This window comes from Mesorhizobium caraganae, from assembly GCF_016836705.1.
Lineage (GTDB): Bacteria > Pseudomonadota > Alphaproteobacteria > Rhizobiales > Rhizobiaceae > Mesorhizobium > Mesorhizobium caraganae.
Genome location: NZ_JAFCGY010000017.1, coordinates 47331 through 69327, shown reverse-complemented (window position 1 = coordinate 69327; position 21997 = coordinate 47331). Strand labels below are relative to the sequence as shown.

Sequence of the window (21997 nt, the reverse complement as noted above, 5' to 3'; positions counted from 1 at the left end):
GCAAGTAGTCGATTCCCTCGCAAGTTGACACGCGTGGTGGGAGTTGGCTGTGGTTGGTGTGATACCAAGTGCGAAACGATGCGCCCGCGACGCAGGTTTCCGCTTCGCTCAACCCCTCAACTATCCGCACCTTCTCGCCAGCAAGGATTGCCCCGCGATTGACGGGTATTCCTCGGCGCCCTGTGGACCGCCGCACGCCTGCGAACTCCACACCCTCAGTGAAGACAAGTGGGACGCCGCTCGATCGAGCGGCACCAAGATGCCGTCAAGCCTTGCGCGTGCGGCTCGTCGAAATGCGCGTCGCCGGTTGGTTCACGGAGCTGCAGGCTGCTCAATGCGCGCGGCTCGAGTGCCGATAGAAGCTGCGACCGGCCTCAGCGAGCGCGGGCTCTCGGCAGCGATAGAAACCTAGACACGAAACAAGACACACAGCGGCACGGCCGCCGGCGACCAAGGAGGACATGATGAGCTACATAGCAGGGTTTGCGGTCATGGAAGTTGCCGTTAGAGGCGTCTTGCCCATCGGCGACACGACCGAAAATGTGCCCTATTTTATCCTGGACACGGCCAAGAGCGCCATCGTCGGTCAGGTCATTCTTCCCAAGGCCGCCAAGCGAAGCCTCGCCGTCGCTGTCACTGTCAAGGTTCCGGCCGCAGCCGGCTCATTTGCGATTGGCACGTTTGACGATGGCGGGAATTTCCAGGCCTGCAGCTTCCTGCGCGTAGAGAGCCCCGCTTTCGAACGTCCCGACGGCGCCGTCGGGCCGTCCGGACGATGACTTCTCCCAAGTCCCCTTGTCCCAACCGCTCGCCGGGAAAGCCGGTGGGCGGTTTCCCCTTGAATTGAATTCGAAGCCAACAGGAGCCAGTCATGGCCCGTGCCTCTGAAATTCTCTTTGTCGATCCTTCAGTCTCCGACCTCGAGACCGTTCTCGGTAACCTGAGGTCCGAAGTCCGGGCTGTCGTGCTGGATGGCCGCCGACCGGCAGCGCAGCAGATCGCTGCCGCATTGTCAGGGCACGAAGGGCTCGACGCAGTGCACGTCATCACGCACGGCGCGCCTGGCCGGGTTAGCTTCACTGCAGGGGAATGGTCGGCGGCCACACTGAAGGGAGGCGCTGAGGACTTCGCCGCCATCGGCAGGGCGCTCGCCGCGGACGGCGAACTGCGGCTGTGGAGCTGCGAGACGGCATCGGGGAATGTCGGCGAGGCCTTCATTGTAGCGCTGGAAGAGGCCATCGGCGCGGACGTCCGCGCATCGAGGTCGCTGGTTGGCGCAGCCGCCCTGGGCGGCGCCTGGGAACTGTCCGTTGGCGGGAGCGTGACGACGCCCCGGCCACCGCTGACCTCAGATGGCGTGGCAAGTTACACCGGAGTACTTGTAGCAGGCGATCTGACACTCACTGGCACGATCACCGGCCCTGGCAATAGTAGCAATGTCAACACGTATTATCTGGTGGATACAACACTCAATCCTGATACAGTAGTTGGTAGCTTCCAGCTTCCATCTGCAACCAACGGACTGGTCTTCGCGTTTGCTGCAACTATAACAATACCGGACACTACCCACAATTATACCATTTACAACGCCAACTTCGGCGTAATGGGTACACTTGTGCCTGGAGCCGGTAATACTTATGTTTTCACGGGCGGTGCTGCCAATCCCACCAACAACAACAACTTCAATGGGGGCAGTTTCAACGTCACGAGTCAGGTAGGCCCGACAGGCCCCACGGGTGCGACTGGAGCCACGGGTGCGACCGGCGCCACAGGTGCGACCGGAGCAGGTGCGACCGGCGCGACGGGTGCGACGGGCGCCACCGGTGCTGGTGCGACCGGTGCTACAGGCGCTACGGGTGCTTCAGGTGGGACCGGTGCGACCGGCGCAACGGGTGCTTCAGGCGGGACCGGAGCGACCGGCGCCACAGGTTCGACCGGCGATACCGGAGCCACGGGTGCAACCGGTGCCACTGGTGCAACCGGCGATACCGGAGCCACGGGTGCAACCGGTGCCACTGGTGCAACCGGCGATACCGGAGCAACGGGCGCTACTGGCGATACCGGTGCAACGGGCGCGACCGGCGATACCGGAGCAACGGGCGCTACTGGCGATACCGGTGCGACGGGCGCTACTGGCGATACCGGGGCCACTGGAGCAACTGGTGATACCGGAGCCACAGGTGCGACCGGCGATACCGGCGCCACGGGCGCGACCGGCGATACCGGAGCAACGGGCGCTACTGGCGATACCGGTGCGACGGGCGCTACTGGCGATACCGGTGCGACGGGCGCTACTGGCGATACCGGAGCAACGGGCGCTACTGGTGATACCGGAGCCACAGGTGCGACCGGCGATACCGGCGCGACTGGTGCAACTGGCGACACCGGAGCAACTGGTGATACCGGGGCGACGGGCGCGACTGGTGATACCGGAGCAACGGGCGCTACTGGTGATACCGGAGCCACAGGTGCGACCGGCGATACCGGTGCAACTGGAGCCACGGGTGATACCGGAGCAACCGGAGCCACGGGTGATACCGGGGCAACTGGAGCCACGGGTGATACCGGGGCAACCGGAGCCACGGGTGATACCGGAGCAACCGGAGCCACGGGTGATACCGGAGCGACTGGTGCGACAGGCGATACCGGAGCGACCGGAGCCACGGGCGATACCGGAGCCACCGGAGCCACGGGCGATACCGGAGCGACAGGCTCTACCGGAGCGACAGGTTCGACCGGCGCTACTGGTTCGACAGGTGCCACCGGCGCCACGGGCTCGGCTGGTGCGACAGGTGCGACCGGAGCGACCGGCCCGGGCGGTGAGACTGGTGATCACCACCATGGCAATAACGGCTTTGGCAATGGAGATCAGGATGCACCTGGTAATTCCGGGAACAATAACAATGCCGAAAACGGCCCTGGTCACAACCACGCCAAGGTCACATCCGACTCGCTCGGGCTGAAGGACTCTACGCAATTCCTGCAGTCCGGCTCGACTGACGGCAACGGCGGTTCCGGCGGCAATACCTCGTTCGGCCACCTGATCAGCCTGGCGGCGACTTCGGTGACGACGGACCTGCTGAATGTCCTCAAGACGATCAGCGGATTCGGCAACAACCAGAACAAGCCGTCCGGGGCGAGCACGGATCTCACCTCGGACCAGACCAAGCCTGGCGCCGGCTACGCCAGCAACGACCACACGGTCAAGACGTCCCTGAAGGATCTCTTGAAGCCGCATGAGTGAGTAGGCAATGGAGCTGGACAGGGACTGGTCCAGATTGAGAACAGGCGCGCGGGCTTCGCTGGAAAGCGGGGCCCGCGCGCTGATTATTCTGGATTGTTGGCTCGCAAAGCATCATCCCGCAGCGCCTGGCTTGCGAACCATGGTCAGCCACCATGACCAGAGACCATCGATGAAACGTACGCGCGGACTTCGCGGGAGAGCGGAATTCTCACGTTCACCACCTCCAGACACGGATCGGCATGAGAGTCGCGCGGCGGATCGGTTCGGAGTACAGTGCTGCGTTACCGGAAACCTCGGCGGAAACGCCTCGGCCCGGGCGTTTTCGAATCCTCGCCCTGCGTACCGGATGAGAAGTCCATGGTAAACGTGCCCGTAAACGCCGAAAACCAGCCGGTCTCGATCCGTGCAAGCTCCGAAGTCGACGATGCAGCGCGCCAGGCCGGCGTGCACAACGCTGCCCAGCGGCCTCCCGGCGGTCCCGCCGAGCGCAACCAGATCGCGCCACGCCTCAAGGCAGTACTGCAGGCCGCCCGTTATCATGGCGTCGAACTCGACCCCAACGAATTCAGGACAGCGAGTTCGGTTCTGGCCGCTGCCGATCTCTCCGAATGGGCGCAGAACGCCGGCATGTGGGCGCGTGCCCTGCGCATCCGGTGGTCGCACCTCTTGCGCTTCCAGGACACCGGACCAGTCGTGCTCTTGTTCAGCGATGGCGGCGCGGCCCTCCTGACCGGAGCGAGTGCGGAGCGCAATGTCGTCTTCCTCAAAAGTGCCGACGCGCCAGACGACGGTGAGGCCACCGCCATCGATGAGCTTCGGCTGTCGCGGGTGTGGACGGGCGAGGCGGTGCTGCTGCGCGCGACACGGTCGCACGTGGCGGCGGATGCGCCTTTCACCCTTCACTGGCTCACCCAGCTGGTGCGGCTAGAAAGCCAGCCCCTGCGCGACATAGCCATTGCCTCGTTCACGCTGAGCATCCTGACCATCCTGCCGCCACTCATCGTGATGACGTTGGTCAACAAGGTGCTGCAGTTCAACAGCATCTCGACTTTGCTGCTCTTGTCTGCGGTGATTGCCGTGGTCTTCGCCTATGAGACACTTCTTGGCCATGCGCGGCGACTGATCATCAACGTCGTCGGCGCCCGCCTGGACACCAAGCTGCAGTTGCACGTCTTTAGCCGGCTCTTGCGCCTGCCGCTCGATTATTTCGAGCGTCATCCGGCCGGCGAGACGATGTATCATCTGGCCCAAGTCTATCGTATTCGAGAGTTCCTGACCGGAAAACTCCTCAGCACGTTCCTGGATCTAATCACACTGTGCGTGCTGGTACCGGTCATGTTCTACATCAACTCCACGCTCGCCTGGGTCGTAATGGCTTGTGCGGCCGTGATCATGCTGATCATCCTTGCCTTTCTCAAACCGCTGCGCCGCGGATACCAGCGAGTGGTCGAAGCCGAGACCTGGAAGTCGGCAGCGCTTGGCGAGACTGTCGTCGGCATCAAGACAGTGAAGGCGCTCGGCCTCGAGCCGCAGCGCAAGGCGCTCTGGGACGAGCGGGTGGCGGAAGCCGGAAAGGCTCGCCTCGCCTTCGGCCAGCTTGCAAGCTGGCCGCAGACGCTGGTCACGCCGATCGAACGCGTCATGGTGCTCGGCACCATGCTGGTCGGCGCCTATCTCGCGTTGAACGACCGCTCGGGCTACCTGGTTGGCAGCCTGTTCGCCTTCATGATGATCTCCCAGCGCGTAGCGCAGCCGCTGGTCGGCCTGGCGCGACTGGTTGAAGACTACGAGGAGGTCGGTGCAGCCATCGGCGAGGCGGCCTCGGTTCTCAACCGGCCGCTGGAGAGCAGTTCGAATTCCACCGGCCTGAGACCCAGGCTCGTGGGCGAGGTCACTTTCAGCGACCTGACCTTCAGCTACATCGCTACGAAGACACCGGCGCTTGACAGGGTCAGCTTCCACATTCCCGCCGGCAGCATGTTTGGCATTGTTGGGCGCAGCGGGTCGGGAAAATCAACGATCGCGCGCCTCCTGCAGGGAATCAACCGCGACTACAGCGGTTTCCTCAAGCTCGATGGCGTCGACCTCAAGGAGATCAACCTACGCCATCTTCGCCAAGGACTCGGCGTGGTCCTGCAGGACAACTTTCTCTTTCGCGGGTCGATCCGCGATAACATCATCGCCGGGCGGCCAGGCCTGACGCTTTCCGATGCCATGCGTGCAGCACACCTCGCCGGCGCCCAGGAATTCATCGAGCGCATGCCCAATGGCTATGACACCTATATCGAGGAAGGTTCGCCCAATTTGTCAGGTGGTCAAAAGCAGCGGCTGGCGATCGCACGCGCCCTCATCCACGACCCGACCATACTGATCCTCGACGAAGCGACCAGCGCGCTCGACCCGGAGAGCGAGGCGGTGGTGAGCGCCAATCTCATGCGCATCGCCAGCGGGCGCACGATGATCATCGTTTCGCACCGGCTGTCCTCACTGACAGAATGCGACAACATCCTGGTTATGGATCAGGGTAAGGTCCTTGACGTCGCGCCGCATGCGACACTGCTCGAGCGATGCGCGCTTTATCGCCAGCTGTGGTCGCAGCAAAACCGGCACCTCGACGGCCGTCATGGCCGCCCGGTCGCCATCCCACCGCGGTTGGTTTGACGATGCCACAATTCAGGTCCGGTAACCCATGAGTAGCACCTCTCTCATCACCCTTCCGGCTCGGCGGCATCGGATGGAAACGAGGGATCCGACAACGCCGGCCATACTCGAGTTCCAGTGGCCGTCGACGGCTGTCGCCAATGCTCCTATCCCGCAGGCGGCGCGCGGCATCGTCTGGATCATCGCGAGCCTGGTCATCGCGCTGATCGCTGTGGCCGGACTGATACCGGTCGATCAGGTTGTAACGGCCAGAGGGCTCGTGGTGTCAAAATCGCCTAATATGGTCGTGCAGCCGCTGGAGACGGCGATCGTGCGCTCGATCGACGTGCGTGAAGGACAGCACGTGCAGGCCGGTCAAGTGCTTGCTCGCCTCGATGCGACTTTTGCTTCTGCCGATCTGGCGACGCTCGCCATGCAGGTTTCGACGCTTGAAGCTGAAGTCGCGCGGTTGAAGGCGGAAGCGGATGGCCGGGCTTTCGATTATGACGGTCTCGATCCAAGCTGGACCCTGCAAGCATCGATTTTTGAGCGCCGCAAGGCGGTCTATGACGCCAAGGTTGAGAATTTCGACCGCCAGCGCGACGAACTCAGTTCCGTAATCTCGCGCTCGCTATCGGATGCAGATGGCTACCGCCAGCGGCTCGCGGTCGCCGGCTCGATTGAGCAGATGCGCAAGCAACTCGAGGCAAGGCAGGTAGGCAGCCGCCTCAATACGCTGCTTGCCGAGGACAATCGCGCTGAGATGTCCCGGGCGCTCGGCAATGCCGAGCAGACCGCGCAAGCCGCAAAGCTCCAGCAGGCAGCGGTGGCCGCCGAGCGCGACGGCTATATTCAGGGTTGGCGAGCGGATGTTTCACAGAGCCTGTCCGAGGCCAGTTCGCGCATGTCCGACGCCCGCGAACTTCTCAACAAGGCAAAGTTGCGTAAGCAATTGGTCGAGCTGAAGAGCGAAGCAGACGCCATCGTTCAGTCGGTGGCCAAGGTCTCGGTCGGGTCGGTCCTGCAGTCCGGCGAGCGATTGATCACGCTGGTGCCAGCCAACGCGCCGCTTGAGATCGAGACAAACATCGTCGGCCGCAGCAGCGGCTTTGTGCATGTCGGCGACCCAGTGGTCATTAAGTTCGACACCTTCCCCTATTCGCAATACGGCCTTGCTCATGGCACCGTGCGGGCACTTAGCCCCGATTCCTTCTCTGCGCAGGAGCAAGCACGCGATCCGAACAGCTCCCTGGCTATGCTGCCGCCCGACGCCGAGCCGTTCTATCGCACGCGCATTTCCATCGACCAGGTCGCCCTCCACGGCGTGCCTGCCGGTTTCATCGTGAGCCCCGGCATGCCGGTGACCGCCGACGTAAAGGTCGGCCGTCGCACAGTGCTCAAATACATTCTCGGTGTGATGCTCCCGGTCGGCCAGGAGGCAATGCGGGAGCCGTAGCCCACGGGGGTATCGGAGACTCGGATCGATGACAATCCTGGATCGGCTGACTGTTCTTGCTTCCCCGGCGGCAGCGTTGCGCCGGGCGATCCAGCTCGCTGACAGCGGCAAGCCCGCAGAAGCCTTTCCGCTGATGGCGAGCGCGGCGCGGGCGGGGATCGTCGACGCCGAGTACCGGGTCGCGCGTTGCTATCTCGAAGGCTCGGGTGTGCCGCCGAGCCGTGTGGAAGGCGCGCGATGGCTGATGCGGGCAGCCAATCACGGGAGCGCCGATGCGCAAGCGCTCCTCGCCGCTCTCTATTTGACTGGGCTGGTGGCTAAGGAAGCTGACGGCAACTGCGCCGAATCCAACCAGCTGTTTGAACCAGATACCTCGGGCAAACCAGACTTCACGGCCGCGTTCGACTTTGCCACCAAGGCGGCCGAGGCGGGCTCGGCCGTGGGACAGGCGATCCTCGGCTATATACTTACCAGCGGCCCCAAACCAATGCGCAACGCAGATGCGGCGCACCGGTGGTACGAAAAGTCGGCTTCTGCCGGCTGCGCCGAGGGGTGTCTCGGCTTTGCCCTGTCGCTGGCCCGCAATGGCAAACGGGAAAACAGGGTGAGGGTTGCAAAAGAGGTAAGACGTGCCGCCGACGCCGGTCTGCCGACCGCAATCTACCTTCTCGCGGTTCTTACCGAGCACGGGCTGGGCGTCGCACGCGAAATGGCTGCAGCGGTTCAACTATATCAGGCTGCTGCGGAGAAAGGCCTTCCCTCCGCCCAGTTCCGGTTGGGATTGGCCCTGATTGATGGTGCATTTGTCGACCAGGATATTGCTGCTGGAGAGGCGTGGATGCGGCGTGCTGCGTTGGCAGGCAATATCGAGGCCGCCTATCTCCTCGGCGAGCGCTATGTGAAGACGCAGCGGCCGGATTTTGCAGAATCCGCAAACTGGTACCGGCGGGCGGCCGAAGCGGGCCATCAGGCCGCCGCCCGCGCGTTGGCCTCGCTCTATTTGACGGGGAACGGCGTGGCTCAGGATCTCGAAGAGGGGGCACGCTGGCTGCGCGCCGCTGCAAATGGCGGCAATCAGGAAGCACAGGTCGATCTCGCCAATCTTGTTCTCGAAGGAGCCGGCGAGCCCGATGATCATGCAAGCGTTGCCGGATGGTTCGAAGCGGCCGCATCATCGGGGGACCTGATAGCGGCATTCAATCTTGGGCTCTGCTTCGCCAACGGAGTCGGCGTCCGCCAGGACGAGGGGCAAGCGGCGCAATGGCTAAGGCGTGCAGCTGAAGGTGTCGCCGAGGCGCAATATATGTACGCCCGCCTCCTGCAAGATGGACGCGGCGTGGCGCCCGACCCATCGCAGGCCCGCCTCTGGTTTGCTCGGGCAGCCAATGCCGGCATGCTCGACGCGCAGGTGGCGCTTGCCGAGATGCTGCTCAACGGGCGCGGGGGCACACGTGAGCCAAAGGTTGCCATGCAGCTGTTCGAGCGCGCCGCTCTCGACGGTCACGCCGGAGCGATGTTTGCACTTGGCGCGCTGTATGGTGCTGGCCAGGGGGTGCCAGTCAGCCAAACGGCAGCGCAGAAATGGTACGCAGCCGCTGCTGGACGTGGGCATGGCCAAGCCCAACTTATGCTCGGACGTTATTTCTCAAGGGGTATCGCTGGTGAGCGCGACCCGGTAGCCGGTCGCCTGTGGCTCGAGCGCGCGGCAGCCTACGGTATCAGTGAAGCGGCCGACGAACTTGCCGAACTCGCCTCGGGTTGAGGCCCGCATAGTGCCAGCACGCCAAACGCATGTCTGCCACGAACGAGGATCCCGAAGAATTCTAGGTTTGGTGCGGAAGCCATTGGCCGCCCAACCATAGATCTCTGCCAGCAAGTTTCGATACCCATCGAGTTCCAAGATTTCACGCACCGTCAGGTCGGGTTCTCAGACGATCGGCCATCCAGCATTGTGCAAACATTGTGTGGCCAAGGTTCAGGATGTGTAGCTTCAGCCTCTCAATGGGCTCAAGGTCGTCAACAAGCGCGATAGCAGGATGCCTGCAGGGCAATCTCAGCCCGGCTTGCCTTTTCCTTCACCATCAATCGTTTTCGTTCTCAATTAGCTTCGAAAGGGTGAGGTGCTGCGCATTCGGCCGCCAGCCCAAGTGTGATCCGCCTGCTGCGAAATGTGACCATCGTGTCTGCTGAACTCACGCGGATCCTGCCACATCGATGACGGCCTTGATCAGACCGGACTTCTGCCGCGCCCAGATCGCGATGTCGCGGGGGCTGTTGCGCAGGGTCGTGCGGTGGGTGACGAGTTGGTCAATTGGTATTTTGCCAGCGCGGATCGAGGCAATGACGTGCTGGAAATCACTGTGCGTCGCATTGCGACTGCCGATCAGCATCATTTCCCGCTTGTGGAACTCTGGATCGGAGAAGGTTATGTCGTCCTGCACGACGCTGACCATCACCATGACGCCGCCATGGGCGACATAGGTAAAGGCCGACTGCATCGAACGGCTGTTACCCGTGGCGTCGAAGACGACATCGAAGCCTGCTTTGACGGTTCGCTCCGCTATCGTCTCAATGATCGATCCCTTCGATCCGTCGATCACCAGGAAACCCAATTGCGCGGCAAAGGCCAACCGCCCGGCGTCGACGTCCATGATGGTCACGCTTTGTTGCGCGATGCGGGCAAAAAGCGCCGTGCCGAGGCCGATCGGCCCGGCGCCGATGACCAGGTTGCGATTGCCTGGCCCAGCCATCGATCTGCGCACCGCGTGCGCACCGATGGCCAGAAACTCGACCGTGGCCGCCTCGACCAATGACAGGCCGGTCGCTGGAATCAAGTTCTGTGCCGGCACGAGAAGCTGCTCACTCATGGCACCGTCACGATGCACGCCCAGCACCTCGATTGCCACGCAGCAGTTCGGCTTGCCCTGCCGGCAGGCCGCACACTTGCCGCAGGCAAGATAGGGATTGACGAGAACTTGCTCTCCGACCGCGATGTCCCCTGGCGCGTTGATTGCCGCGATCGTTCCCGAAACCTCATGGCCCATGACGCGCGGATAGGCGAGATACGGATGCTTGCCCTCGAAGATGTGGTAGTCGGTTCCACAGATGCCGACATGGGCGACGTCGACCAGTGCCCAGCCCTCCGGCGGACTGCCCGGCGCAGGCCGCTCCTCGAACACCAGTCTGCCGGGTTCGACGCATCGGACGATCTTGATGGCAGGGTCCATGAGCGTAATTTCATCCCTTCGCTAGCCGCGCTCTTCATCCCAGTGTCGACAACAGGAAGTGGTCCGGCGGAGCAATCCGCCGGACCATTGCTGGATCACTCGAAGTCCTTGACGTTCTGCAGCGTGACCAGGCCGGCGCCGGTATCGACATTGGCCTCGACGGTTTCCCCCCGGATCGCCTTGACGACGGTGTCGATGCCAAGCTCGCCCATTTTTGCCGGAAATTGTGCAACGCTGGCGTCTTCCGCGCCCGACTTGATCGCTTCGATCTCGCCGCAGCAGGCGTCGAAGCCGACCAGGATGATCTTGTCGTTGGCAATGCCCGCATTGCTGATCGATTTGACAGCACCCGGGATTGGCGGGCCGCAGGCGGCGTAGATCGCCTTGAGATCGGGATTGGCGGTCAGGATGTCTTCAGTCACTGACGTGCCAAGTTCGAGCGTGCAATTGGTTGCACCTTTGCCGACGACCTCGACCTTGACGTCGCCGAGACCCTCCATCATGCCAGTGACCCGGTCGTCTAGCGCCGGCACCCCGGGCACCCCTTGCAGGATGCCGATCTTGTCGCCGCTCTTGAGCACGGTCTTCAGGTACTCTCCGGCGATCTTGCCGCCATTGAGATTGTTGGTCGAAACCAGTGCCGTCTGGCCTTTCCAGTCAGGTATGCTGTTGTCGACGAGAACCACCTTGATGCCGGCAGCGACCGCCTTGTCGAGCGCCGGCGCTACGGTCGGATCGACCGGAGTGATCGCCAGACCCTTGACGCCTTGGGTGATCATGGATTCGATCAGCGCGATCTGACCCTCGATGTCGGTGGCCGCCTGGCCCTGACCGGTGACCAGCTCGATCTCTGGATGAGATGCCGCGTATTTCTTGGCGGCGTCCTCCATGGTCGAGTAGAACGGCACCGGGAATTTCGTAATCAGGCCGACCTTGATCTTGTCGGCGGCCGAAGCCGGCATCGCGAACGCAACGGCGATCGCCAGCCCAGCGGACAGTTTTCGGTTCATTGGCATTCCATTCCTCCCTTGGAATTGAGGCGTCTTCCGGCGGAAGTCGCTTCAGGCATTTGCGGACCGGAACGGTCCCCAAATCTCGAACGGGTCAGGCTCCAACGATCATGGAAACCAGCTCCTGTTTGTTGTCCTTGGTCGGCATGAGTTCACCAACCTTGCGACCCTGGCGAAGCACCACGGCGCGATCGGCCAGCTCGACGACATGTTCCATATTGTGAGTTATCAGGATGACGGCGTTGCCCTGATCGCGCAGCGCAGCGACCAGGTTGAGTACCTGGCGTGATTCACGCAGGCCAAGTGCTGCGGTTGGCTCATCCAGGATCACGACCTTGCGGGCAAATACGGTCGACCGGGCCACCGCAATGGCTTGCCTTTGCCCACCCGACATCATGGCAACGACGGCGTCCAGCCGCGGCAGCGTAACCTTGAGGTTTGCCAGCAAAACGCGGGTCTCGGCGTCCATCTTGCGCTGTTGAAGAAATCGCAGGCCGCGTGGAAGCCATTGCGGCCAGGCCAGTTCGCGACCGGCAAAGAAGTTTTGTCCCGGCGTCAGATTGTCGAACAGCGCCAGGTCTTGATAGACGGTCTCGATGCCGGCAAAGCGCGCATCCGCAGGGGAGCGTATCTGCGTTGACGCACCGTCCAGAAGGATTGCGCCGGCATCGAGTTGGTGCACGCCGCTGATGCATTTGGTCAGTGTCGATTTGCCCGCGCCATTGTCGCCGAGAAGCCCGAGGATCTCACCGCGCCGGACCTCGATGCTGACATCGTCCAGCGCCACAACCGAGCCGAAACGCTTGGTAGCACCGCGCACTGCCAGCACGGGATCATCCGTTGTGGCTGCATGATCGATGCTGGTCGCAACGGCGCTCATGACTGCCTCCCGGCCTGCATGACACGCATGCGCCCTTCGAGATAGTTGCGCAGCACGTCGGACTCGACCGCTATGACGATGACCACGCCGATGACGATGAGCTGGAAGAAGACGTTGACGTTGAGCAGGTTGAGCGCGTTGCGGATGACGCCGATCATGATGGCGCCGATCAAGGCATGGCCGAGATGGCCGCGGCCGCCGAGAAAACTGGCGCCGCCGATGATCACCGCCGCGATCGTATCCAGTTCCAGCAGATTGCCGAACAAGGGCGAACCGGCATCGGTGCGGCCGGCAAGGATGACGGCGCCGATGCCGGCACACAGTCCTGAGATCACATAGACCGAAACCAGAACCCAGGAGACGGGGATGCCCATGCGCACGGCAGCATCGGGCCGACCGCCGACGGCATAGATCCAGCGCCCCCAGACCATCGTCTTGGCCATGACGAAAAGAACCGCGGCAACGCCGGCAACGACGAAGACCGATCCCGGCAGACCCCAGACCGCCTCGCGGCCGAGTGCGTCGATCGAACCCGGCATGCCAGGGATGGCGCGCCCGTCGGCCAGTTGCAGCGCCAACCCCTTGGCGATGCTCAATGTCGCCAGCGTGATGATAAAAGGATGCGGCAGCCGGCCGAAGACGTAGAAGAGCCCGTTGATGGCGCCCACCGCCGCACCGCATCCAACCATCACCGCGATCACCACGATGGCAGGAGCGCCGGCATGAAAGCTGAGCGCGCCGACGACGGAAGCCAGTGCAACGTTCGAGCCGACGGAGAGATCGATCCCGCGTGTCAGGATGACCAGATGCTGGCCCATCGCCACCACCGAGATGACGGCGGTCTGGGCGAGGATGTTGCTGAGGTTGCGCCCTGTGAGGAAATAGGGTGACAGAAAGCTGAGAACGACGATCAGCAGCACCAGGATGACGACGGGACCAGCGCTCAGCAGGGCCAGGCCAAGCGCAAGGCCGGGAACAGCTTCCTGCTTCCTGGAAGCTGGCAACGCGGCCTCGCCGGCAGTGGTGCCGGTGTTTCCCGTTTCAGGCAAAATTCCCTCCCCGCCGAAGCTCGTGCGAGCCGCGTCGTCAAAAACTCAAATCGTGCTTACGTCCTCTTCTTATCGATAAAAAACAACTGACTTGATTGGGTCAAGTTGTTTTTTATGGATAAAGTTCATGCTAAAAAGGACAAGGTATTGTTTGGAGGAAGGTGCGATGCGAACCGACACCGTCTACAAGAAGGCCTTCAATCGAACTGCAACTATGCTGCGCGATGGACAACTGGTCGGGGGGCTTCCCTCCGAAAATGAGCTGAGGCGGCTCATCGGCGTCAGCCGCACCACCGTCCGAAAGGTTCTGCAAGAACTTGTTCGCCGCGAGCTTGTCACCGTACGCAACGGCATCAGGACAGTGGGACGAGAGGTCGATGGGAACGACTGCTATCCCGACGCCGAAACAACGCCACGCGCCAAGCATGTCGAACAACAATTCATGGAGTGGATGCTGCGGGGTGACACCAGGCCCGGAACAAGTATCAACGAGCTGGAGCTCGCACGGCAGTTCGGTGTAGCGACCAACGGAATTCGCGAGTTCCTGATACGCTTCAGCCGCTTTGGGCTGATCGAGAAAAGACCTAATACAGGCTGGCTTTTCAAGGGCTTCACGGAGGATTTCGCACTTGAGCTGTTCGAGATTCGGGTGATGTTTGAACTGCGTTCCGCGCAACTGTTTTCGCGGCAGCCAGACAGTTCTCCCCTTTGGTCAAAACTCGCAGCGCTGAAGATGGCGCATGCCGATTTGCTGGAGCAGATTGAAAGCCGCTTTCACGACTTCTCCGGCCTCGACAACCGCTTCCACAGGCTCATAAACGAGGCGTCACCGAACCGCTTCATCGATGATTTCTACGACATCATCACCTTCATTTTTCACTACCACTATCAATGGAACAAGCAGGACGAAAAGCAGCGCAACCAGGCAGCGATCATCGAGCATGTTGCTTATATCGATGCACTCGAAAGTCGCGATCCCGAGCGCATCGAACGGGCGTGCAAGGCGCATCTCGCTTCGGCAAGGGCAACGCTGATGCGGTCGCTGATCTGGGCTTGATGAATGACGCACATAGCCGCGCGTTGGTGAGCCGACACATCCCCTCAGGAATGCGTCGAGCGAAAGGCTCAGGCGTGGCGGATTTCGGTCCCCAGCACCTTCAGGCATTCGCGGATGAACGCCGCAAGCGCCGTCCAACCCTTTGCCGAAACCATCGTCCCATCCACATAGGCGTCGGTGGGAGACAGATCGATGTAGGTGCCGCCAGCAAGCGTCACCTCCGGCTCGCAAGCCGCGAGCGCCGCCACCTTCTTGCCGCGGACGACGCCGTCGACCGCAATCAGAATCTGGACGCCATGGCAGATGGTGAAGATCGGCTTTTTGGCCTCGTGAAAATGGCGCACCATCGCCTGGATGCGCTTGTCGGTGCGAATGTATTCGGGGCCACGACCGCCGGCGCAGTAGACAGCATCGTATTGGCTCAGCTGCTTCTCGGCGTCGGAAAAGGTCTTGTTGATCAGCGCATTGTGGCCGGGTTTTTCGGTGTAGGTCTGGTCGCCTTCGAAGTCGTGCAGCGATGTCTTGATCAGATCGCCGGCATTTTTGTCGGGGCACACGACGTGGACAGTGTGTCCCACCGCTTCCATCGCCTGCTGATAGACAAAGATTTCATATTCTTCGGTGAATTCACCGGTCAGCATCAGTATCTTCTTGCCTGGCATGGCGCTTCCTCTCGGCTTGTTTCAAGGCGAGGCGCACTTCGCGCCCGCCTTCTACGGGATCAAGATCGGGTCAAATCGCGGACTGGGGAACGATATTCCTTGGCGTGGTCGTGGGTGATCGGCGGCTCGTTGACGATGCTTCGGACAAGCGACATCGCGATGGCTACTCGAACGCAGGCAGGAGCCGGTCCCGCGAATTCTCGATGTGCGTACGCATGGCGCTTTCGGCGGCGCCCGGATCGCCGGCGGAGAAGGCGGCGAGAATGGCCTCGTGCTCGTCGAGCGCCTCTTCGGTCACCCGCGAGTGATACATCAGGCGGAAGATATGGAAGTGGGTGTGCTGGTGATTCAGCGTCTCGCGAATGAGCTCGTTCTGGGCGAACTCGACGATCTTGTCGTGGAAGATCGCGTCCTGACGGGCGAAGTTCGAATAACGCAGGCGTTCGTCCTTGCCCACTCGCCGGGCCATGACGCCAGCCGCCTCCCGCAGCACGGTCAGGCGCTCATCGTCCATTGTGGCAGTGGCTTTGGCCGCCGCGGCAGGTTCAAGCAGAAGGCGCAGCTCGTAGAGCTCGTCAAAGCGCCTGCGGGTGATTTGCGGAGCGGCGCGATAGCCGATCAGGTGGGTCTTCAACACCAGGCCCTCACCCTCCAACCGGCCAAGCGCTTCCCGAATGGGAGTATGCGAGACGTTGAACTCCTTGACGAGGTTGTCGACGGTGATGCGCGATCCCGGAGCAATTCTCAAAGACATCAGTTGCGCGAAGATTGCCTCGTAAACGTCGCCGGCAAGGCTGTTGGCGCGCTGGATGCGGCCGCTCGCGCGGGCTTCATCGTCAACCGTCAGGTCGGTGTTCTGCATCGTTTGCCTCTTGACAGAAGCACCCACTAACACGATGCTCCGCCCAATTCAATCCTATATCCTATACGATTTTATAGAGGATACGCATGAGAATCACCCGGAGCGTCGCGGCCGGTCTCCGGAACGAAGCCAATTCTCTTGGCTCCCAATCCGCCTTCGAAGGATCCTGTGCATGACCTTGTTTGCAGCGGTGCGCCTGCCGCGCGAGATTCTGTTCGGCAAAAGTCAGCGCCATGTGCTGCCTGCCGTTGCCGCCAAATATGGGCGGCGCGCGTTCGTCTGTACCGATGAGCGCTTCGCGGCGACATCGCAGTTCGCCGAAATTCTTGCTGGCTTGCACAACGCGGCGATAGACACGCTGGTCTACGACCGAACGCTGCCGGATGTGCCCCGCGACAGCGTCGCAGCCTGCATTGCGGAAGCGAAGGATTTCGAGCCGGACATGGTGATCGGAATCGGCGGCGGAAGTTGCCTCGACATGGCCAAGTGCGCAGCACTTCTGCTCAGCCATGGCGGCAGGCTCGAGGATTACTATGGCGAGTTCAAAGTACCAGGTCCTACCCTTCCCGTGATCGCCGTGCCGACCACGGCCGGGACCGGCTCAGAGGTGACCCCCGTCGCGGTGATCTCCGATCCGGATCGGACGCTGAAAGTAGGTATCTCGAGTCCCCACCTCATCGCCGCTGTGGCGCTTTGCGACCCGGACCTGACGGCGACATGCCCACCCTCACTGACGGCGATCGCCGGCGCCGACGCGCTGACGCACGCAATCGAGGCTTTCACCGCCGTCAAACGCGGCGCTGATCCACATTTGCCGCAGCAGCATGTCTTCGTCGGCAAGAGCGCTCTGACCGATCATTTCGCACTTCTGGCCATCAGGCTGCTTGGCCGCAGTCTCGAAAAGGCATATCGCGACGGATCGGACGAGGATGCGCGCGCCGATGTCATGATGGGAGCGCTGGCCGCCGGTTGCGCCTTCGGCACGGCGGGAACGGCAGCTGCCCATGCGGTGCAATATCCTGTCGGCGCGCTTACCCATACTGCGCATGGTCTGGGTGTCGCCACGATGCTGCCTTATGTGATGAACTACAACCTTGCCGCCGCGGCCGCAGAGATTGCCGAAGTCGGCGCTGCCCTCGGCCTTCCCCCTAAGAGCGGCGACGGTGCCGATGCATGGGCGCACGCCACCATCCGGGAGGTGAGCCGGCTGTTTGGCGCCATCGGCATCCCACCGACCCTGGCCAAACTTGGCCTTGCCGAGGACAAGATCGACTGGACGGCTGAGCAGGCGCTCGGCATCGACCGGTTGATCAAGAACAATCCCCGTCCCTTCGACCTCGCCGCGATGCGACGGCTGGTCAGGGCTGCTTATGACGGCGACATGTCCGCCACCATGATGTGATCGACCAGGAGTTCACCCAATGAATATCGCCGCAGGCATATCCGACGAGGATCAAGATATGTTCGACTACGCCACGGTCTCGCACGGTCTCTACATTGGCGGACGCTGGCAGCCCTCGTCGGAGGGTCGCGTGATCGAGGTGGTCGATCCATCGACGGAAGCCGTGATCGCGGCGGTTCCCGATGCCACCCTCGCCGACGCAGCGTTCGCCGTCGACGCGGCCGCGAAGGCAGCGGCCGGCTGGCGCGAGACCCCGCCGCGCAGACGTTCGGAAATCCTGCGGCGTTGCTTCGAACTGATGACCGAGCGGGCGGAGACGTTGGCTGCGCTGATCTCGCTGGAGAACGGCAAGGCGCTGCGCGATGCGCGCGGTGAAGTCGCTTACGCGGCGGAATTTTTTCGCTGGAACGCCGAGGAGGCGGTCCGCATCAGCGGCGAGTTCGGCATTGCGCCCTCGGGCGCGAACCGGATCATTGTCGACTACCAGCCCATCGGCATTTGCGTGCTCATCACGCCATGGAATTTTCCGGCCGCCATGGCGACACGCAAAATCGCGCCGGCGCTGGCGGCCGGCTGCACGGTTATCCTGAAGCCCGCCAGCGAGACGCCGCTGACCGCCTATGCGCTAGCAGCGCTCTACGCGGAAGCCGGCGTGCCGCCTGGCGTCGTCAACGTCCTGACGACCTCGACCCCAGGGCCGGTGACGGCGGCCATGCTGGCCGATCCACGCGTGCGAAAGCTGTCATTCACCGGCTCGACTGGCGTCGGCCGCCTGCTCCTTGCCGAGGCCGCAAGGCACGTCATCTCCTGTTCCATGGAGCTTGGCGGCAACGCACCGTTCATCGTCTTCGACGATGCCGACCTGGAAGCGGCGCTCGACGGGGCGATGGTTGCCAAGATGCGCAACGCCGGCGAAGCCTGCACGGCCGCCAACCGCTTTTACGTGCAGGCCGGCATCCATGATTCCTTCACCGATGGGTTGAGCAAACGCATGGCCGCGCTCACAATAGGCCCTGGCACACACTCGGAAACCGAGTGTGGTCCGATGATCACCAGGAAGTCCGTGGACAAGATCGACCGGCTCGTCCAGGACGCGGTTGCCCGTGGCGCCAAGGTTCTGTGCGGTGGAGCGATCGCCGAAGGCAAAGGTTACTTTTACCCACCGACGGTGCTTCGCGACGTGTCGGCTGACGCGGCAATGGTACATGAGGAGATATTCGGTCCGGTGGCGCCGATCATGCGCTTCGGCAGCGAGGCGGATGCCATCGCAAAGGCCAATGACACCGAATACGGTCTCGCGGCCTACATCTACACGCGTGACCTGGCCCGAGGGATGCGTGTGGCATCGAAGATCGAGTCGGGCATGATCGCCCTGAACCGCGGCCTGATGTCGGATCCGGCGGCGCCTTTCGGCGGGGTCAAGCAGAGCGGGCTGGGCCGCGAAGGTGGTCAGAAGCACGGCGTTGCCGAGTTCATGGAGGCGAAGTACATCGCCGTGACCCTGTGACCAGACATCACGCCAAGGATCCGTTTCGCATTCGCGATCATGTGGTCGAGTTCGACGACATCGTCGCCGAGATCGTTCGCAGAAGCGAGGACACCAGGGCGAACGTTTCAATGGTCGCCGATGTCGCCTACGGAGCTGACGCAACCGAAACCATGGATCTGTTCTTTCCGGAAGGCAGACGAGACCGGCTGCCGGTGCACATGTTCATCCATGGCGGCTACTGGCGCATGTTCTCCAAACGGGATTATTCCTACGTCGCCGACACGGTGACGCGCGCAGGTGCGACCGCGGTCATTGTCGATTACGCGCTGATGCCTGCGGTGCGGATGGCCGCGATCGTCGATCAGGTGCGCCGTGCCAAGCGATGGGTACTCGAGCACATCGCCGACCATGGGGGCGATCCCGGCCGACTGACTGTCAGCGGCCACTCCGCCGGTGCCCATCTCGCCACCATGCTGTTCAATGATCCGAGCCTATCGTCAGACATCAGAGGCGCGCTGCTCCTTGGTGGGTTGTATGAGTTGAAGCCTCTGCAGACCTCGTTCCTTGCCACCGAGATCGCTATAACGGATGAGGAGGCCACCAATTTGTCGCCTCTGACACATGACTTCGATCCGTCAGTAGAGGTTGCTATCGCGGTCGGCGGCGAGGAAACGCCGCCGTTTCTTGGCCAGGCCGAGGCATTCGCCAGGCATCTGAGAAAACAGGGGCTACATGTCTCTCAAACCATCGTCGCCGGCGCCGATCACATGAGCAGCGTTCGCGACCTCGGTATGGGTGGAACCCGCGCTGCGGATTGTCTGGCCAAGCTTATCCAGCGCGATGGAACTCCTGCACACAATGCAGCGACCAGGTCAGTGCCATAAAAACGGGGAGCGATGAGCAGGCCGAAATCCGCAGGCTGAAGGGCGTATCTGATGCTCGCGGAGTTCACGAAGACGCTGACGACGCATGATGTCGAAAACGAAATCGTTCGTGCGCCCACGCATGACATCATGCCGGGAGCGCTTCTTCAACCCATCGCGATCATCGACTTGATTTGGACCAAAGCAGACATTGACTAGCCATGCAACATAGCGTTCGGCCCCATTGACGTTGCCACGCTTTGCCGAAACGGCTGCAATGCGTTAGCCTGCAAACATGCGCAGTCGCTGATAGATCATTTCGCTGAGGGGGCGAAAAGTCATGGAGATGCAGCAGGTCCGCTATTTTCTGGCCCTGTCCAACACGCTTAATTTCACTAGGGCAGCGGAAGAGTGCAATGTCACGCAGCCGGCCCTGACTCGCGCAATCAAGACCCTCGAAGACGAGTTGGGCGGTGAGTTGCTTCGCCGCGAGCGCCAGCATTCCCATCTGACCGAGCTTGGCCGGCGCATGCTGCCCCTGCTGCAACAATGTTACGATGCTGCGACCTCCGCAAAATCTCTCGCAAAGGCCGTGCAAAGCAGTGACGTCGCCCCACTCAACGTAACCATTTCCAACAGCGTCAACATAGCGCTGCTGGTCTCCCCCTTCACCGAGCTTTTCCGAGCCTACCCTGGGGTGCATCTCAAGATCAGTCGCGGTTCCCCGACCGCTGTCATCGACGCCCTGAAGAACGGCGAGGTCGAACTGGCGGTTGCCGGTCCGCTGGGACAGGCTTGGGATCGGCTCGACACGTGGCCGCTTTTCCAGGAGGGGATCGAGCTCGTCGTGAACTCCGATCACCCTCTTGCCCGCCGAAACGAAGCGGATGTAGCGCTGAGCCAGTTAGCCCTAGAACCCGTGCTCAGTCGGATCGACTGGGAAACGAGCGAAGATCTGTCGCGCGGTCTCTCGGCCAAAGGAATTACGCCTCGCACCACACATGAGGTTGAAACCGACCAGGATCTGCTGGCGCTGCTGGAAGCCAATGCAGGCGTTGGCTTTGTCTCGATGACTGCACCCCGCTCGCCCAACGTCCGCAGACTCAAGCTGCGTGATCTGGATGTTTCTCGGATCGTCGCCGTCTACGCAGTCGCCGGCCGACATCGCTCGCAAGTGGCCATGACGCTCCTCAACCTCCTGCGATCAACCGACTGGTCGACATTTGGCGTCAGCGAGCCCGCCTGAGCGCCGCGATCAGGTCGTCGATGTCCATCCGCCGACGATAGTCGGGATCGACGAACCGATCTGTGATGATGCCATCAGTTCCAACGACGAAAGTAGCAGGGATCGGCAGGAACCAGCTGCTGTTGCCCTGATAGTTCGGCAGATCGAGGCCGAGGCCCATCAACCGCTCCATCTCGGCTCCCACCCAGATCGCCAGGTTGAGGGACAAAGCGTAGCCATTGTCCATGTCCGTCAGGAAAGGAAACTGAGCACCAACCGAGGCCTTCATTGCCTTTGCGAATTTGCGTCGCTCGGGCATGATGACCACGACCTGGCCGCGCAGCGTCGTAATCTCCTGTTGGGCTTCGACGATGCCGATCGCATTCAAGCGGCAATAGGGACACCAATGTCCGCGTTGAAAGGTAATGACGGCCGGCCCGTGGCTAAGGATTTCAGATAGGCTCACGAGCCTGCCTTCGTCATCAGGCAGCAGAAATGCGGGCATGACATCGCCGGGGGCGGGAGCACTTGCGCCAGCTCCCTGCTCCCTGAGGCGCGCTACCAGCCGGTCAACCGCGTCGGCGAAATCCGAGTTCAGTCGGCGCACTGCGCTCGCGATCACCGCCAGCCGCTCGTTGAGAGGTGCATCGAGTTCTATGGCAGCCTGAACAGACTGTTCAAATGTCATTGGCTGTTCGTCGGCGGCCATGTCTGCACCTTCGCAATTTCCAAACAGCCTATCATTGAAGCCCTGTGAACACGGCCATGCTTTTCCTGCATGGAGTCGATGCCTTGCGTGCATCGAAGCAATGCGGATTCATCTTCTGTTCGGTATTGCAGCTCGAATCGTTACATCAGATTTCCTGACTTCCGAAACGGAAGTCTGAAAGCGGCAGCCAGGCATCGCGTGTGGCTACTGTCACAGCCATCC

Annotated in this window: 18 protein-coding genes; 11 read left to right on the top strand and 7 right to left on the bottom strand. The window is 61.9% G+C overall.

The window, feature by feature from the left end; all coding sequences use genetic code 11:
- Positions 1-464: 464 nt before the first annotated feature.
- The 5 genes from JQK88_RS24035 to JQK88_RS24015 all read left to right on the top strand — a co-directional run bounded on the left by JQK88_RS24035 (position 465) and on the right by JQK88_RS24015 (position 9102).
- On the top strand, positions 465-779 hold the full coding sequence (locus JQK88_RS24035; RefSeq protein ID WP_162712396.1) for a hypothetical protein: 315 nt from the start codon (positions 465-467) through the stop codon (positions 777-779).
- A gap of 92 nt (positions 780-871) precedes the next feature.
- Positions 872-3244 (top strand): DUF4347 domain-containing protein, encoded by a 2373-nt coding sequence (locus tag JQK88_RS24030; RefSeq protein WP_203279629.1) that lies wholly within the window; start codon positions 872-874, stop codon positions 3242-3244.
- A 357-nt stretch (positions 3245-3601) separates the two neighbouring features.
- Positions 3602-5905 carry a peptidase domain-containing ABC transporter gene (locus JQK88_RS24025; protein WP_203279628.1) on the top strand — a complete coding sequence of 768 codons (2304 nt, stop codon included), beginning with the start codon at positions 3602-3604 and terminating at the stop codon, positions 5903-5905.
- 28 nt (positions 5906-5933) lie between these two features.
- Positions 5934-7340: an HlyD family type I secretion periplasmic adaptor subunit gene (locus JQK88_RS24020; RefSeq protein WP_203279627.1), complete on the top strand. Its 1407-nt coding sequence runs from the start codon at positions 5934-5936 to the stop codon at positions 7338-7340.
- Between the two features lie 28 nt (positions 7341-7368).
- Positions 7369-9102: an SEL1-like repeat protein gene (locus tag JQK88_RS24015; protein WP_203279626.1), complete on the top strand. Its 1734-nt coding sequence runs from the start codon at positions 7369-7371 to the stop codon at positions 9100-9102.
- Between the two features lie 430 nt (positions 9103-9532).
- On the opposite strand, the gene JQK88_RS24010 is transcribed toward JQK88_RS24015, so the two are convergent.
- From JQK88_RS24010 to JQK88_RS23995, 4 genes are all read right to left on the bottom strand, one after another.
- Positions 9533-10555 (bottom strand): zinc-binding alcohol dehydrogenase family protein, encoded by a 1023-nt coding sequence (locus tag JQK88_RS24010; protein ID WP_203279663.1) that lies wholly within the window; start codon positions 10553-10555, stop codon positions 9533-9535.
- 107 nt (positions 10556-10662) lie between these two features.
- A complete protein-coding gene (locus tag JQK88_RS24005) occupies positions 10663-11529 on the bottom strand; it encodes a sugar ABC transporter substrate-binding protein (RefSeq protein ID WP_376740450.1) in 867 nt (288 codons plus the stop codon).
- Between the two features lie 142 nt (positions 11530-11671).
- Positions 11672-12436, bottom strand: coding sequence for an ATP-binding cassette domain-containing protein (locus tag JQK88_RS24000; protein ID WP_203279662.1), 765 nt, complete (start codon positions 12434-12436; stop codon positions 11672-11674).
- A 17-nt stretch (positions 12437-12453) separates the two neighbouring features.
- Positions 12454-13404 (bottom strand): ABC transporter permease, encoded by a 951-nt coding sequence (locus JQK88_RS23995; protein ID WP_192247750.1) that lies wholly within the window; start codon positions 13402-13404, stop codon positions 12454-12456.
- 268 nt (positions 13405-13672) lie between these two features.
- Between JQK88_RS23995 and JQK88_RS23990 the strand changes: the two genes are divergently transcribed.
- On the top strand, positions 13673-14563 hold the full coding sequence (locus JQK88_RS23990; RefSeq protein ID WP_192247630.1) for a GntR family transcriptional regulator: 891 nt from the start codon (positions 13673-13675) through the stop codon (positions 14561-14563).
- 68 nt (positions 14564-14631) lie between these two features.
- Here JQK88_RS23990 and JQK88_RS23985 read toward each other — a convergent pair whose 3' ends face one another.
- Positions 14632-15225 carry a DJ-1/PfpI family protein gene (locus tag JQK88_RS23985; protein WP_192247632.1) on the bottom strand — a complete coding sequence of 198 codons (594 nt, stop codon included), beginning with the start codon at positions 15223-15225 and terminating at the stop codon, positions 14632-14634.
- Positions 15226-15388: 163 nt separating this feature from the next.
- The gene (locus tag JQK88_RS23980) at positions 15389-16087 is read right to left on the bottom strand and encodes a GntR family transcriptional regulator (RefSeq protein ID WP_192247634.1); all 699 of its coding nucleotides are present in this window, start codon (positions 16085-16087) and stop codon (positions 15389-15391) included.
- A gap of 172 nt (positions 16088-16259) precedes the next feature.
- On the opposite strand from JQK88_RS23980, the gene JQK88_RS23975 reads away from it, so the two are divergent.
- The 5 genes from JQK88_RS23975 (at position 16260) to JQK88_RS23955 (ending at position 21087) form a co-directional block, all read left to right on the top strand.
- Positions 16260-17489: an iron-containing alcohol dehydrogenase gene (locus JQK88_RS23975; protein ID WP_203279624.1), complete on the top strand. Its 1230-nt coding sequence runs from the start codon at positions 16260-16262 to the stop codon at positions 17487-17489.
- Between the two features lie 58 nt (positions 17490-17547).
- Positions 17548-18996, top strand: a complete 1449-nt coding sequence (locus JQK88_RS23970) for an NAD-dependent succinate-semialdehyde dehydrogenase (protein ID WP_246750011.1) — start codon at positions 17548-17550, stop codon at positions 18994-18996.
- A gap of 41 nt (positions 18997-19037) precedes the next feature.
- Complete coding sequence (locus tag JQK88_RS23965; protein WP_312037320.1) at positions 19038-19862, top strand: alpha/beta hydrolase; 825 nt, start codon at positions 19038-19040, stop codon at positions 19860-19862.
- Between the two features lie 51 nt (positions 19863-19913).
- A complete protein-coding gene (locus JQK88_RS23960; protein ID WP_192247640.1) occupies positions 19914-20060 on the top strand; it encodes a hypothetical protein in 147 nt (48 codons plus the stop codon).
- 121 nt (positions 20061-20181) lie between these two features.
- A complete protein-coding gene (locus tag JQK88_RS23955) occupies positions 20182-21087 on the top strand; it encodes a LysR family transcriptional regulator (RefSeq protein WP_192247642.1) in 906 nt (301 codons plus the stop codon).
- On the opposite strand, the gene JQK88_RS23950 is transcribed toward JQK88_RS23955, so the two are convergent.
- Positions 21071-21775, bottom strand: a complete 705-nt coding sequence (locus JQK88_RS23950; protein WP_192247644.1) for a peroxiredoxin-like family protein — start codon at positions 21773-21775, stop codon at positions 21071-21073. The genes JQK88_RS23955 and JQK88_RS23950 overlap by 17 nt on opposite strands.
- Positions 21776-21997 lie beyond the last annotated feature (222 nt).